General features: G+C 70.7%; 12 protein-coding genes. 4 read left to right on the forward strand and 8 right to left on the reverse strand.

What is annotated here, in order from left to right:
- Positions 1-70: 70 nt before the first annotated feature.
- Together LHJ74_RS31560 and LHJ74_RS31565 are read right to left on the reverse strand one after the other, a co-directional pair.
- A complete protein-coding gene (locus tag LHJ74_RS31560; protein WP_260221713.1) occupies positions 71-1027 on the reverse strand; it encodes a carbohydrate ABC transporter permease in 957 nt (318 codons plus the stop codon).
- Positions 1024-2073 carry a LacI family DNA-binding transcriptional regulator gene (locus LHJ74_RS31565; protein WP_260221714.1) on the reverse strand — a complete coding sequence of 350 codons (1050 nt, stop codon included), beginning with the start codon at positions 2071-2073 and terminating at the stop codon, positions 1024-1026. Before LHJ74_RS31565 ends, LHJ74_RS31560 begins: the two co-directional genes overlap by 4 nt.
- 728 nt (positions 2074-2801) lie before the next feature.
- On the opposite strand from LHJ74_RS31565, the gene gltB reads away from it, so the two are divergent.
- From gltB to LHJ74_RS31585, 4 genes are all read left to right on the forward strand, one after another.
- Entirely contained in the window at positions 2802-7448 is a 4647-nt protein-coding gene (gltB, locus tag LHJ74_RS31570; protein WP_260221715.1) for a glutamate synthase large subunit, read from the forward strand.
- On the forward strand, positions 7441-8901 hold the full coding sequence (locus LHJ74_RS31575) for a glutamate synthase subunit beta (RefSeq protein WP_260221716.1): 1461 nt from the start codon (positions 7441-7443) through the stop codon (positions 8899-8901). Before gltB ends, LHJ74_RS31575 begins: the two co-directional genes overlap by 8 nt.
- Positions 8902-9078: 177 nt before the next feature.
- A complete protein-coding gene (locus LHJ74_RS31580) occupies positions 9079-9543 on the forward strand; it encodes a PPOX class F420-dependent oxidoreductase (protein WP_260221717.1) in 465 nt (154 codons plus the stop codon).
- Positions 9544-9620: 77 nt separating this feature from the next.
- On the forward strand, positions 9621-9761 hold the full coding sequence (locus LHJ74_RS31585; RefSeq protein ID WP_260221718.1) for a hypothetical protein: 141 nt from the start codon (positions 9621-9623) through the stop codon (positions 9759-9761).
- 391 nt (positions 9762-10152) lie between these two features.
- Here LHJ74_RS31585 and LHJ74_RS31590 read toward each other — a convergent pair whose 3' ends face one another.
- The 6 genes from LHJ74_RS31590 to LHJ74_RS31615 form a co-directional block, all read right to left on the reverse strand.
- Positions 10153-10929, reverse strand: a complete 777-nt coding sequence (locus LHJ74_RS31590) for an ABC transporter permease (RefSeq protein ID WP_260221719.1) — start codon at positions 10927-10929, stop codon at positions 10153-10155.
- Positions 10926-11111 carry a hypothetical protein gene (locus LHJ74_RS31595; protein ID WP_260221720.1) on the reverse strand — a complete coding sequence of 62 codons (186 nt, stop codon included), beginning with the start codon at positions 11109-11111 and terminating at the stop codon, positions 10926-10928. The genes LHJ74_RS31590 and LHJ74_RS31595 overlap by 4 nt, the downstream gene beginning before the upstream one ends.
- The gene (locus LHJ74_RS31600; protein ID WP_260221721.1) at positions 11108-12454 is read right to left on the reverse strand and encodes a DUF1349 domain-containing protein; all 1347 of its coding nucleotides are present in this window, start codon (positions 12452-12454) and stop codon (positions 11108-11110) included. The genes LHJ74_RS31595 and LHJ74_RS31600 overlap by 4 nt, the downstream gene beginning before the upstream one ends.
- The gene (locus LHJ74_RS31605; protein WP_260221722.1) at positions 12451-13275 is read right to left on the reverse strand and encodes a DUF8746 domain-containing protein; all 825 of its coding nucleotides are present in this window, start codon (positions 13273-13275) and stop codon (positions 12451-12453) included. Before LHJ74_RS31605 ends, LHJ74_RS31600 begins: the two co-directional genes overlap by 4 nt.
- Before the next feature lie 47 nt (positions 13276-13322).
- The gene (locus tag LHJ74_RS31610; protein WP_260221769.1) at positions 13323-14249 is read right to left on the reverse strand and encodes a hypothetical protein; all 927 of its coding nucleotides are present in this window, start codon (positions 14247-14249) and stop codon (positions 13323-13325) included.
- 119 nt (positions 14250-14368) lie between these two features.
- Positions 14369-14842, reverse strand: a complete 474-nt coding sequence (locus LHJ74_RS31615) for a MarR family winged helix-turn-helix transcriptional regulator (protein WP_260221723.1) — start codon at positions 14840-14842, stop codon at positions 14369-14371.
- Positions 14843-14851 lie beyond the last annotated feature (9 nt).

Raw genomic sequence — 14851 nt, forward strand, 5'->3', positions numbered from 1 at the left:
CGCCGGTACCGGGGCCGCTTCGTGTCCGCCGGCTGCGGCTTCGCGGACTGCGGCTTCAGGGGCTGCGACGTCACTGGTCGTCCTCCTTGAGGCGGTTGCGCAGGAAGATCGTCAGGAGCACGGCGACGACGGCGATCATCACCAGGCCCATCGCGGCGGCGTAGCCGAACTGGCCGTACCGGAAGGCCTCTTCGTAGGCGAACAGCGACGGCAGCCTGGTCTCGCCGCCGGGCCCGCCCTGGGTCAGCACATAGACCAGGCCGAAGGAGTTGAAGTTCCAGATGAAGTTGAGCGCGGTGATGGCGAGTACGACGGGCTTCAGGGCCGGCCAGGTCACCGTGCGGAAGCGGCGCCAGAGACCCGCGCCGTCCAGCGCGGCGGCCTCGTGCAGCTCGTGCGGCACGTTCTGCAGGCCGGCGAGCAGCACCACCGTCGTCTGCGGCATGCCAGCCCAGACACCGACGACGATCACGGCGGGCAGCGCCATGGAGAGGCTGGAGAGCCAGTTGACGTTCTCGGATATCAGATGCAGGTCCCGCAGGGTGGCGTTGAGGATCCCGGCGTCCTGGTGGTAGACGAGCCGCCACATGATGCCGATGACGACCTCGGGCATCGCCCATGGGACGAGCGCGAGCGTACGGGCGAGCCAGCGGAAGCGGAGATTCTGGTTGAGCAGCAGGGCCAGCCCGAGCGCGAGCACGAACTGGATCGCCGTCACGCTCACCGCCCAGACGATGCCGATCCGGAAGGAGTCCCAGAAGAGCGAGTCGAAGCGCAGATCTTGGAAGTTGTCGAGCCCGATCCACTGGGTGGGCTCGGTACGGCCCGCCTGGGAGTCGGTGAAGGCGAGCGACAGCCCGTAGAGCAGCGGGCCGACGCTGAGGATCAAAATCGGCAGCAGCGCCGGGAGCAGCAGGAACCAGGCGTCGCGGTCCAGACCCAGGACGGCCTTGCGCGCCCGGGCGGTGCGGGGCGGCGGAGTGCCCCGGCCGGGCCGCTTGCGGGAGCGGAGGAGAGTGGTGCTCATCGGGTCTCCTCCTCGGCGCCGCGCCGCACGGGGCCGGACGAAGCGCGGACGACAAGCCGGGGCGTGACCGTCTCGGAGCGGACGGGTGCCCTCGACGAGCTGTCCCGCTCGGTGATCCGGGCCAGCAGCATCTCGGCCGCGATCCTCCCGCGCTCGGCGGAGCCGAGATCGACACTCGTCAGCAGCGGCCAACTGGCACGGGCCAGCGAGGTGTCGTCCATGCCCACGACCGCGACGTCCTCCGGAATCCGCCGCCCCCGGGTGTGCAGGGCCTGTGCGGCGCCCAGCGCGAGCTGGTCGTTGGCGCAGAAGACGGCGTCCACTGAGGGATCGGCCTCCAGCAGTTCGTGCACGGCGCGCACTCCCGCCTCGATGGTGAAATCGGTGGTGGCCACCAGGCTCGGATCGAGCCCGAGGCCGCAGTCGGCGAGCGCCCTGCGGTAGCCGCGCTGACGGTTGTGCCCCGGCACGGTGTCGGCCGGGCCGTTGACGAAGGCGATCCGGCGGCGGCCCGTTTCCACGAGGTGCCGCACCGCCTTCTCCGCACCGGTGACGGAGTCGGCCCGCACGCTGTCGACCGGCGCGTCCTCGGGGAGCGAACCGATGACGACGACGGGCTGGGCGGCCGTACGCAGCGCCTCCAGGTGCTCGGGCGTGATGCGCAGGGGGCAGATGACCAGCCCGTCGCTGGTGCGGTCCGCGAGGCTGCGCAGCACCGCCAGTTCGTCCTCCACCACGGCGTCCGTGGAGTGCAGCAGCAGCCGGTAGCCGTGTGCCTTGGTGATCGCCTGTATTTCGCGGACCATCGACACGTAGACCGGGTTGCCGATGTCCTGCATGGCGAAGGTCAGCTGCATGGACCGGCCGCCCTTCAGCGAGCGGGCCACGGCGTTGGGTACGTACCCCAGCTCGGCCGCAGCGCGTTCGACCCGGGTGACGGTGTCGGGCCGCCCGCCGTGCCCGTTGAGCACACGGGAGACCGAGGCGATCGAGACCCCGGCGCGCTCGGCGATCGTCTCGACGGTGGGAGCCCCGCCTGTCGTCACCACAATTGCCCCTCCGCTGACTCGGTGTTGCTGGAAACGTTTACAGAATGGTTCGTCCCACCCCCGGCCGGAAGCGGTGTGGATGACGAGAATGTTGCGCGCATGTCTCCTGGGCGTCAATGCCGTACGAACGGCGGAATCACGTGATCCGGATCTCATCCGCCTGTTCGGGGAGGCTCGGGGAGGCTTCCGACGGACCGGGTGGCGGACCGGCCCCACTGGTGTCGGCCCAGGTGGGGGGCGGGTCCAGTGCGGTTTCGTTGTCGGCGCGGGATGGGGCGGCGCGCCTGCCGCGGAGTTGTCGGCACGTGGAACGGGGCCGGCGATCAGATCGGTATTGACCGTTGTCGAGCACTGCCGATCACTGCTGACCGGTGAGTGGGAGGGTGAGCGGGTCGGGGAGTGTGTCGCGCGGTTCGGGCCCCGGAAGTGAAGATCCACTGGTTACCGGACGGTTTCGGCCGCGTCACGTTGGGCAGAAGCCGGGAAGCCCACGCGCAATGACGCCCGTGCCGCCAGGCCGACTCCGGCCGCCGCAAAGCCGCAGATTTCCGGTGCTTCCGCCGTTCCCGGCCGTCTCTCTCAGTGCTCTCTGTCCGCATAGTGGGACGGTTTATCCGCGTACTGGGAAGATGCGCCATCGTGTAATCTGCATGAAAATTTGATCCTGAGGGCCAACGTCGTCCCTCGGCGCTTGCGACATGCCACCGACGACGACGGGAGAGCCGATGCGCGCAGCATCTTTGGCGGCCCACCCTGCCAAGCAGGGGATGTATGACCCCCGGTACGAGCACGACGCCTGTGGTGTCGGCTTCGTGGCCACTCTCACCGGCGTCCCGAGCCATGAGCTGGTGCAACAGGCACTCACGGTACTGCGCAACCTGGAGCACCGCGGCGCCACCGGGTCCGACCCCGACACCGGCGACGGTGCGGGCATCCTGCTCCAGGTGCCGGACGCCTTCCTGCGCGAGAACGTCTCCTTCGCCCTCCCCGAGGCGGGTTCCTACGCCGTCGGCATCGCCTTCCTGCCCGTCGACGCGGACGACGCCGCCCAGGCCGTCTCACAGATCGAGACGATCGCCGCCGAAGAGGGTCTCCGCGTGCTCGGCTGGCGCGAGGTCCCCGTCGCGCCGGAGCTGCTCGGCTCCGGCGCCCGCGCGACGATGCCCGTCTTCCGGCAGCTCTTCGTCGCCGACGCGAACGACGCCCGCGACGCCTCCGACGCCCCGCGCACCGGCCTGGCGCTGGACCGCCCCGCCTTCGTGCTGCGCAAGCGCGCCGAACGCGAGGCCGGCACGTACTTCCCGTCGTTCTCCGCGCGCACCCTCGTCTACAAGGGGATGCTCACCACCGGCCAGCTGGAGCCGTTCTTCCCGGACCTGTCCGACCGCCGCCTCGCCTCCGCCGTCGCGCTGGTCCACTCCCGCTTCTCCACCAACACCTTCCCGAGCTGGCCGCTCGCCCACCCGTACCGGTTCGTCGCCCACAACGGTGAGATCAACACCGTCCAGGGCAACCGCAACTGGATGCGCGCCCGCGAATCCCAGCTGGCGAGCGAACTGTTCGGCGGCGGCGAGAACCAGGACCTGGAGCGCATCTTCCCGGTCTGCACCCCGGACGCCTCCGACTCCGCCACCTTCGACGAGGTGCTGGAGCTGCTGCACCTCGGCGGCCGTTCGCTGCCGCACTCGGTGCTGATGATGGTCCCCGAGGCATGGGAGTCCGCCGAGTCCGAGGAGTCGATGGACCCGGCCCGGCGCGCCTTCTACCGCTACCACTCCACGATGATGGAGCCCTGGGACGGACCCGCCTGTGTGACCTTCACCGACGGCACCCAGGTCGGAGCCGTTCTCGACCGCAACGGACTGCGCCCCGGCCGCTACTGGGTCACCGAGGACGGCCTGGTCGTGCTCGGCTCCGAGGTCGGTGTCCTGGACATCGACCCGGCCAAGGTGGTGCGCAAGGGCCGCCTCCAGCCCGGCCGGATGTTCCTGGTGGACACCGCCGAGCACCGCATCGTCGAGGACGACGAGATCAAGGCCCAGCTCGCGGGCGAGCAGCCCTACCAGGAGTGGCTGGAGGCCGGGCTGATCGAGCTCGCCGACCTCCCCGAGCGTGAGCACATCGTGCACACGCACGCCTCCGTCACCCGCCGCCAGCAGACCTTCGGATACACCGAGGAGGAACTGCGGATCCTGCTCGCGCCGATGGCCAAGGCGGGTGCCGAGCCGATCGGCTCGATGGGCACCGACGCGCCGATCGCCGCGCTCTCGGACCGCCCCCGGCTGATCTTCGACTACTTCACCCAGCTCTTCGCCCAGGTCACCAACCCGCCGCTGGATGCCATCCGCGAGGAACTGGTCACCTCACTGCACTCATCCCTCGGCCCCCAGGGCAACCTGCTGGAGCCGACCGCCGCCTCCTGCCGCAGCGTCACGCTGCCCTTCCCGGTCATCGACAACGATGAACTGGCCAAGCTCATCCACATCAACGCCGACGGCGATCTGCCCGGCTTCAAGGCAACCACCCTCTCCGGCCTCTACCGGGTGCACGACGGGGGCCAGGGCCTGGCCGAGCGGATCAGGGAGATCTGCGCCGAGGCGGACGCCGCGCTGGAGGCCGGTGCCCATCTGATCGTGCTCTCCGACCGCCATTCGGATGCCGAGCACGCGCCGATCCCGTCGCTGCTGCTGACCTCCGCCGTGCATCACCACCTCATCCGCACGAAGCAGCGCACCCGGGTGGGCCTGCTCGTCGAGGCGGGCGACGTACGCGAGGTGCACCACATCGCGCTGCTCATCGGCTACGGCGCGGCCGCGGTGAACCCGTACCTGGCAATGGAGTCCGTCGAGGACCTGGTGCGCGCCGGTACGTTCCTGCCGGACGCGGAGCCCGAGGCGGCCATCGGCAACCTGATCAAGGCGCTGGGCAAGGGCGTCCTGAAGGTGATGTCCAAGATGGGCATCTCGACCGTCGCGTCCTACCGGGGGGCCCAGGTCTTCGAGGCCGTCGGTCTGGACGAGAGCTTCGTGGACACCTACTTCCACGGCACCACCTCCAAGATCGGCGGCGCCGGACTGGACGTCATCGCCAAGGAGGTCGCCGCCCGGCACGCGAAGGCGTACCCCGCCTCCGGCATCGCACCGGCCCACCGCGATCTGGAGATCGGCGGCGAGTACCAGTGGCGCCGCGAGGGCGAGCCGCATCTCTTCGACCCCGACACCGTCTTCCGCCTCCAGCACTCGACGCGCGAGCGCCGCTACGACGTCTTCAAGCAGTACACGAGCAGAGTCGACGAGCAGTCCGAGCGGCTGATGACGCTGCGCGGCCTGTTCCGCTTCAAGGACGCAGGCAAGGACGGCGGCAACGGCGGTGAGGGCGGCGAAGGCACGGCCCGTACGCCCGTACCGCTCGACGAGGTCGAGCCGGTCTCCGAGATCGTCAAGCGCTTCTCCACCGGCGCCATGTCCTACGGCTCCATCTCCATGGAGGCCCACGAGACGCTGGCCATCGCCATGAACCAGCTCGGCGGCAAGTCCAACACCGGTGAGGGCGGTGAGGACGCGGAGCGCCTCTACGACCCCGCGCGCCGTTCCAGCATCAAGCAGGTCGCCTCCGGCCGCTTCGGCGTCACCAGCGAATACCTCGTCAACTCCGACGACATCCAGATCAAGATGGCGCAGGGCGCCAAGCCCGGCGAGGGCGGCCAGCTGCCCGGCCACAAGGTCTACCCGTGGGTGGCGAAGACCCGGCACTCCACGCCGGGCGTGGGCCTCATCTCGCCCCCGCCGCACCACGACATCTACTCCATCGAGGATCTCGCCCAGCTGATCCACGACCTGAAGAACGCCAACCCCAAGGCGCGCATCCACGTCAAGCTGGTCTCCGAGGTCGGCGTCGGCACGGTCGCGGCGGGCGTCTCCAAGGCCCACGCCGACGTCGTGCTGATCTCCGGCCACGACGGCGGTACGGGCGCCTCGCCGCTCACCTCGCTCAAGCACGCGGGCGGCCCCTGGGAGCTGGGCCTCGCCGAGACCCAGCAGACGCTGCTGCTCAACGGGCTGCGCGACCGCATCGTCGTGCAGACCGACGGTCAGCTGAAGACCGGCCGTGATGTGCTGGTCGCCGCGCTGCTGGGCGCCGAGGAGTTCGGCTTCGCCACCGCGCCGCTCGTCGTCTCCGGCTGCGTCATGATGCGCGTCTGCCATCTGGACACCTGCCCGGTCGGCATAGCCACCCAGAACCCGGTGCTGCGGGAACGGTTCTCCGGCAAGGCCGAATTCGTCGTCAACTTCTTCGAGTTCATCGCCGAAGAGGTCCGTGAGCTGCTCGCCGAGCTGGGCTTCCGTACCCTCAACGAGGCGATCGGGCACACCGAACTGCTCGACACCAGCCGCGCCGTGGACCACTGGAAGGCCCAGGGCCTGGACCTGGCGCCGCTGCTGCACGTACCCGAGCTGCCTGACGGCGCCGTGCGCCACCAGGCCGTCGAGCAGGACCACGGGCTGGGCAAGGCGCTCGACAACCAGCTGATCAAGCTGTCCGCCGACGCGCTGTCCGCCGATTCCCCCGAGGCGGCCCAGCCGGTCCGCGGCACGCTCACCATCCGCAACATCAACCGGACCGTGGGCACCATGCTCGGGCACGAGGTCACCAAGAAGTTCGGTGGCGCCGGCCTCCCGGACGACACCATCGACCTCACCTTCACCGGCTCCGCCGGTCAGTCCTTCGGCGCCTTCCTGCCGCGCGGCGTCACCCTGCGCCTGGAGGGGGACGCCAACGACTACGTCGGCAAGGGCCTCTCCGGCGGCCGTGTCGTGGTGCGGCCCGACCGCGGAGCCGACCACCTCGCCGAGTACTCCACCATCGCGGGCAACACGCTGGCCTACGGGGCGACCGGCGGCGAGCTGTTCCTGCGCGGCCGGGTGGGCGAGCGCTTCTGCGTACGGAACTCCGGAGCGACGGTGGTGTCCGAGGGCGTGGGCGACCACGGCTGCGAGTACATGACCGGCGGCCACGCCGTCGTACTGGGCACCACCGGCCGCAACTTCGGGGCGGGCATGTCCGGCGGCACCGCCTACGTCATCGACCTCGACACCCGTCACGTCAACATCGGCCTGCGCGAAGCGGTCGACGTACTCGACGAGGACGACAAGCGGTGGCTGCACGACGTCGTGCGCCGCCACCAGGAGGAGACCGGCTCCACCGTCGCGGCGACGCTCCTCGCCGACTGGGACGCGGCACTGACCCGGTTCAGCAAGGTCGTTCCGCCCACCTTCAAGGCCGTGCTCGCCGCCAAGGACGCCGCCGAGCGGGCGGGGCTCTCCGAGTCCCGGACCCACGAGAAGATGATGGAGGCGGCGCTCAATGGCTGACCCCAAGGGTTTTCTGACGACCGACCGGGAGGGCGCCGCCTCGCGCCCCGTCGGTGAGCGTGTCCAGGACTGGAACGAGGTCTACGTCCCCGGTTCGCTGCTGCCCATCATCAGCAAGCAGGCCGGACGCTGCATGGACTGCGGCATCCCCTTCTGCCACAACGGCTGCCCGCTGGGGAACCTCATCCCCGAGTGGAACGACTACGCCTACCGCGAGGACTGGGCCGCCGCCAGCGAGCGGCTGCACGCGACGAACAACTTCCCGGAGTTCACCGGGCGGCTGTGCCCGGCGCCATGCGAGTCCGCCTGCGTGCTCGGCATCAACCAGCCCGCGGTGACCATCAAGAACGTCGAGGTCACCATCAGCGACAAGGCGTGGGAGTCCGGGGACGTCACCCCGCAGCCGCCGGACCGGCTCTCCGGCAAGACCGTCGCCGTCATCGGCTCCGGCCCGGCCGGGCTGGCCGCCGCCCAGCAGCTCACCCGCGCGGGCCACACCGTCGCCGTCTACGAGCGTGCCGACCGGCTCGGCGGACTGCTGCGGTACGGCATCCCCGCGTTCAAGATGGAGAAGCGGCACATCAACCGGCGTATCGAGCAGATGCGCGCGGAAGGCACCAAGTTCCGTACCGAGGTCGAGATCGGCCGCGACATGGACGCCGCCAAGCTGCGCAGGCGCTACGACGCCGTCGTGATCGCCGCCGGTGCCACCACCTCCCGCGACCTGCCGGTGCCCGGCCGTGAACTGGGCGGCATCCACCAGTCGATGGAGTACCTGCCGCTGTCCAACAAGGTGCAGGAGGGAGACCTGACCGTCTCCCCGATCTCCGCCGAGGGCAAGCACGTGGTGGTCATCGGCGGCGGCGACACCGGCGCCGACTGCGTCGGTACGGCACACCGCCAGGGCGCGGCCTCCGTCACCCAGCTGGAGATCATGCCCCAGCCGGGCGAGGAGCGGGTGCCGAACCAGCCGTGGCCGACCTTCCCGATGCTCTACAAGGTCACCTCCGCGCACGAGGAGGGCGGCGAGCGGGTCTACTCCGTCTCCACCACCCACTTCGAGGGCGATGCCGAGGGCAACGTGCAGTGGCTGCACATGACCGAGGTGGAGTTCAAGGACGGCAGGCCGGCGCCCAAGCCGGGCACCGAGCGGAAGATCCCGGCCCAGCTGGTCACCCTCGCCATGGGCTTCACCGGCACCGACCAGACGAACGGACTGGTCGAACAGTTCGGCGTCGAGCTGGACGAGCGTGGCAACATCGCCCGCGACGCGGACTACGCAACCTCGGTCGACGGCGTCTTCGTCGCCGGCGACGCCGGGCGCGGGCAGTCGCTCATCGTCTGGGCCATCGCCGAAGGCCGCTCGGCGGCGCGCGGCGTGGACCGCCACCTGGCCGGCACCAGCACCCTGCACGCACCCATCAGACCGACGGACCGGGCGCTGACGGTCTGAGCACTGCCGTCTGACGGTCCCCCGCTGTCCCGTACGAGGACGTACGGGTCTGACGCGGCGTCTGCCACTCCCCGACCGGAGGCAGGCGCCGCGCCGCTTTTCGCTTGCGCGGGGTGCGGTGGCGGCGCGTCCGCCGCCGTCCGCCGCCGTCCGCCGCGGGATCGTACGATCCCGGGCATGAGTCCTTCCGTCGCGAGCAACACCCGCGTCGAGCGTGCCGAACTGCTCGACTTCGTCCGCCCCCGCCACCATGCGATCCTGCTGACCCGCCGCGCCGACGGCACGCCACAGGGGTCGCCGCTGAGCTGCGGGGTGGACGACGCGGGCCGCATCGTCGTCTCCACCTACCCCGAACGCGCCAAGACCCGCAACGCGCGCCGGGACCCAGCCGTCAGTCTGATCGTCCTCTCGGATGACTGGAACGGTCCATGGGTCCAGATCGACGGCGAAGCGGAGGTGATCGACGTCCCGGAAGCGGTCGAGCCGCTCGTCGAGTACTTCCGCGCGATCTCCGGCGAGCACCCCGACTGGGACGAGTACCGCGCCGCGATGCTCCGCCAGGGCAAGTCCCTGATCCGCATCACGCCACGCAACTGGGGCCCCGTGGCCACCGGTGGCTTCCCGGCCCGCCTGGCCGAATAGCACGCCCTGCGCGCAGGCTTTTCCCTGCGACTCCGCCTCAGGCGTCGTCGGTGGATCCTTCGCGGGGGGAGGTCGCTATGCCGCTGTCCGCCCTGATGCCCTCGACGGTGCGGTACCAGGGCGGCGCCGCCTTCGCCAGCGCCCCTGGCGAACGGCCCGCTGCCGGTGCCACCACCGCGGCGGTGGCACCGGCGGGCCTCGGGCGCACGCGGGCGTGATCCGCCGTCTGGCTGCCGAGTTGCGGCCGGGACGGGGCGCAGCGCGGCGCCCCGTTCGCCGCCGAGGCGGTCGAACAGGCTGCTGCGCACCTCCCGTGCACCCCCGACAGGGGTCCGGGGCGGCGCCACGGTTTCGGGAAGGGGCGGGGCAGGGGAGAAATCCACCCGGCGCCCGGCCCGGGGCGGAGCCCCTCCCGTGCAGGCACGCGGCCACGCCGCATGCTCCTCCCACCCTTGGCCAGGGTCTGGGGCAGAGCCCCAGTTCGCGGCCACCGCCGCACGTACAGCTCACGCCCGGTCGGTCTGCCCCGGGCATCGCCGGGGGCGCCTCTGCCTCCAGTCGCTTCCGCAGGTCAGCGACCAGCGCCTCCCGTGGGGCCATCTGCTCGGACTACGCGTCGCGTATGCGTAGCAGCAGGCCGCCGGCCACGAGCGCGGCGGCGGCCCACCCGGCGGTGACGCCAAGACCGGCCCAGGGACTGAGGGGCAGGCTGTGGAGATTGGTGGTGGCCTGGATGGCGAGCCCGGCGCTCATCGGCCCGATCTGCTGGAGCAGGCGCTGCCCATGCGGATTGCCGATCACCTGGGAGAGGATGGGGAGAAGGTAGAGCAGGCCGAGGACGACCCCGATCGTGGTCGCGGAGTCCCGCACGATGGCAGCGATGCCGAGGCTGAGCAGGGCGATCAGGGTCAGGTAGAGGATCGACCCGACGGTCGCACGTAGCGTGGGCCCGTCGGCCAGGGAGAGGGCCGGGTAGCCGCGGGTGGCCGTGAAGCCGTGGCGGGGCAGGATGAACCGCCCAGCCAGCAGCGATCCGAGAACCGCGAGGGTTCCGGCCGCGGCCACGACGCCGGCGAGAGTGATGGCCTTGGCCGCGAAGGCGATGGTCCGGCGCGGCATCGCCGTCAGGGTGGTGCGGATCATGCCCGAGCTGTACTCGCCGCTGATGACCAGCACGGCCAGGATGGCGACCAGCGCCTGGCCAAGCTCGACGCCGATGAGGCTGAGCTTGGTCATGTCGCCGCCGCAGCCGGCGGACGTGCATGTCACCACCGAGGTCGCCCCGGCGCTCAGGGCCACTGTCGCCGCGATCATGCCGAGCAGCAGCCACAGGGGGCCGGCGACGGTCCGCATCTTCGTCCATTCCGCGTGCAGGGCCGGTCTCACGCGTCCCTTTTGCGGAGAAGGGCGGCGGCTACGGCCAGGCTTACCAGCGCGTAGACGGCCAGGACGGCGAGCCCGGCCCACGGTGCCAGCGGATAGTAGCCGTTGTACGGCGTGTAGATGCCCGTGACCTGGTGATACTGCACGAGCGTCTGCTGGACGGCGAAGGCCGCGACGGGCGTCACCGGGTCAGCCAGTCCGACACGCTCGCGGGCATGAAAGGGTTGGCGATCAGGATGTAGGGCAGCACGGTGGCCGCGAGGACGGTGGTGACCGCGCCGGCGCTGTGCCGGAACATGGTGCCGACGGAGAGGGCCAGGATCGCGGCAGTCGCGAGCAGCGCCGCGGTCCCGAGCCCCACCCGTAGTTCGGTGGAAGACGCCACCGGGAAGATGTACACGCCGTTGGCACGGGCGAGCCGCTCGCCGAGCGGAACCGCGACGAACGCTCCTGCCAGCCCGGCGACGAAGGTGACGAATCCCAGCACGATCGCCTTGGCCACCAGCACCCGGCTCCGCCTCGGGCTGGCGGCCAGGGTCACGTGGATCAGGTTCTTCCGGTATTCCGTGGTGATGGACAGCGCTCCCACGACGATCACCGCGATCAGCGCGGCGAACGTGCCGGTGAGGAGGTCTCCGAAGGTGCCGCCGGTTGGCAGGGTCTCGCGAACGGCGGGCGCTATGTCTCCGGCCCCGGTCACCGTGAAGCTGCCGTCGGATCCCAGATACGAACCCGAAGTGTTCTTCGGGTAGCCGGCGAAGCTGGGGGATTCGGGTCCCATCTGGTCACCTGCCCAGCTACCACCGTCCCAGCCTCCCTGGATACGAAGATCTTCGAAGACGGCCGTGGACACGCTGCCGCGCGTGCCCATGCCCTCTGCGGAAGGCGGAGATGCGACGAACAGCCCGACCTGCGCGGTCGGTTCGAGCCCGCTCACGTGCACCGTGCCCACCTTGGTCCAGTGCGTGCCGTCGGCGGAGGCATGGCCGGTGATCGCGTCGCCCGAGCGGTCCAGCCGCAGCCAGCGAACAGACGCGGCGGAGACAGGGCCGGGGAGGCCCGCCGTGTCGTTGACGTAGTTGTCCTGCATCCGCACGCCGTGGCTGCTGGTGACCATGATCGCCGCGTACGGTGATCCCTGGCGGGTGCTCTGCTTGATGATGAGCCCGGCCTTCGCCCACGGCACGATGCCAGGCCGCAGGTCCGCGGGACCCGTGGGGATGCTGCTCCTGAGCGCGGAAACGGAGACCGTGATGCTGCCGTTTCCGGCCAGCGGCTGGTGCAGGAAGTAGAAGCTGTCGGTGACCGGCTCACCGCCCGGTCCGATCGGCACGGGCGGTGAGCCCTTCTGATCGCTGCTGGCTCCGGCGAGCAGGGCGACCAGCACCACCATCAGCGCCGCAGCCGCCATGCCGATCACCGAGCCCCGGACGGTTCGGAACTTGGTCCACTCCGCGTGCAGCAACTGGAGGAAGCCGTGCCGCCCGGCCCGCCGACCGGATCGGTACGGCGTGACGGTGGGGGTCACCGCGACACCTCCGGCGGCGTCGCGGCGCGGAACTCGACCGCCTCGCGGGTGAGTTCGATGTAGACGTCCTCAAGGGTGGCGCGGTGCGCCGATACCTCCGAGAACGGAACCGCGCTCTGGTTGAGCAACGCCACGATGCGATCCGCCGGCAGGCCGGAGACGGTAACGGTGTCCCGGCCGGTGGCCGCCACGGCAGCGCCCGCATGCCCGAGCGCCGTCATCGCGTCCGGCCGGGCCGTGGTACGCACGGCCACCCGGTTCCCGGACGCGGCCGCGATCAGCTCGGCCACGCCGGCGTCGGCGATGGCCTTGCCGCGCCCGACCACGACGAGGTGATCGGCGGTGTCCTGCACCTCGCTCATCAGATGGCTGGACACCAGGACGGCGCGGCCCTGAGCGGCCAGCGACCGCAGGAAGCCACGTATCCATACGATGCCGTCGGGGTCCATGCCGTTGAACGGTTCATCGAGCACGATGATCGGCGGGTCGCCCAGCAGGGCCGCGGCGATCCCGAGCCGCTGCCGCATGCCGAGCGAGTAGCCGCCGGCCTTGCGCCGGGCCGCCGTGGTCAGGCCGACCAGATCGAGCACCCGGTCCACCCGCCGCGCGGCCAGGCCCTGGGAATGCGCCAGCCAGAGCAGGTGGTTACGAGCGCTCCGGCTGGGGTGCGGTGCTGCCGCGTCCAGCAGTGAACCGACGTGGCTCAGCGGGTGCCGAAGGCTGTGGTACGGCCTCCCCCGATCGTCAACAGCGTGCGAGGGCGCGGATTTCTGCTGGCTCTGGCACTCCTTGCCGGAGCGGGGGCGATGGTGACGGGCCATGCGCCGCCCCGCGCGCCGTGCGTTGTCGGCGTGCCCCGCCGGAGGCGTTACGTGTCGCAGTCGAGCACGGTGTGGCAGAGGCCGCAGCGGGCGCGTACCCGGCCCCGAACCGGGACGCGGATGCGCTGGTGGCAGGTCGGGCAGGGGAAGGAGACGCGTGGCGGGGTGTGCGCGTGGTTCTCGAAGGCGTAGCCCGTCCGCTCCGGGGCCGGTGCGACGTGGGATCCGTTTGCGGCCGGGGCCAGTGCCAGTCGCCGGTCGCGTGCGTACCGGCGGCGGCCCGACCAGCTGGAGGAGGCCAGTGGCGGCTGCTCCTCGTCGCGTCGTGCCAGGGCGCGGCCGGCGGTGTACGCCTCGTACGCCTGGGGGCTGGTGAACCAGATCGCCGGGTCCTCGTCGAACAGCGCCGCTCGCTTGGCCAGGACGTAGCCGAACTCCTCGGGCGTGAGGTAGCCGAACTTCTGGGAGGTGAGCGAGTCCTGCCGGAAGGCGTCGAGCAGCAGCCAGCCGGAGCCGAGGTAGGCGGCGGCGGTGTCGGTGAGGATCTCGTTGTCGCGGGTGCCGGGGAAGGCGAGGCCGAGGCGGTGCAGGCAAACGTGCATCACCTCGTGCGCGAGGGCGGCGCCGATGTCGCGGCGGTGGCTCTTGAAGCGGGAGTTCAGCTCGACGAAGTACTCCGGGCCTGCCTCCAGTTCGACATGGGCGGCGTCCTCCATGTCGCGGAAGTTCACGATCATGCGCGCGTCGGGCAGCCGCAGATGCTGCACCATCACCCGGGCCACACGCTGCACACCCGCGTACAGCTCCTCGTCGTCGGTGAGTGCCACCTCGTCGGGGGTGATGCTGGCGCTGAAGCTGTGCACGGTGTCGTACGACAACCGTTTGTACAGGGCGGTCACCGCCGCTCGTACGGTCTCCAGGTGCGGGTAGCCCCGCTCGACCGGGTCGGCGGTGCCGCTGTGCCGCGCGCCCATACGCTCCACCCCCGTCTCTCTGCGTGTGTCCGGACCCGCCCGCCCGGTGGCACCGAGGGGGCTTCTCCATCGTCGCACCCGCCCTCGGCCCGGCTTGCCGAGGCTGGCCCGGCGCCTTCTCAGTCTCCGGTCGGCTCGTCCTCGCGCCAGGCCCGCTGCCGCCGGGTGATCTGCCGTAGCAGGCGCTTGAACTCCGTGTAGGAGGCAGCGCCTGCGGCCTCGGCGTGGCGGTGGTCCATGGCTGCCAGGATGGCGTCCGATCTGGTCATCTGGTCCCGGCCGAGCGCGGTGGGGACCACGAGTTTGGCGCGCCGGTCGGCCGGGTCGGGGCGGCGTTGGACGTAGCCCAGGGTCTCCAGTTCATCGATGAGCTTGCCGACCACCTGTTTGTGCTGCCCGGAGTGGCGGGCCAGCTCGGTGGCGCGGCTGCCTTCGGTGTCCAGGTAGGCGAGGACCGCGCCGTGCTGGGGCCGCAGGTCGGGGTGGCCTTGCCGGGCGAGGGTGTCGAAGAGTTCGTCCTGCACGGCGAACAGCAGACGACCGGTGAGTACTCCCAGGTCGGGGTCCAGTTGCTTGCGTTCACTGCGTCGCATGGCACCTCT

Origin of the sequence: Streptomyces gossypii (genome assembly GCF_025165795.1) — a bacterium.
GTDB lineage: Bacteria > Actinomycetota > Actinomycetes > Streptomycetales > Streptomycetaceae > Streptomyces > Streptomyces gossypii.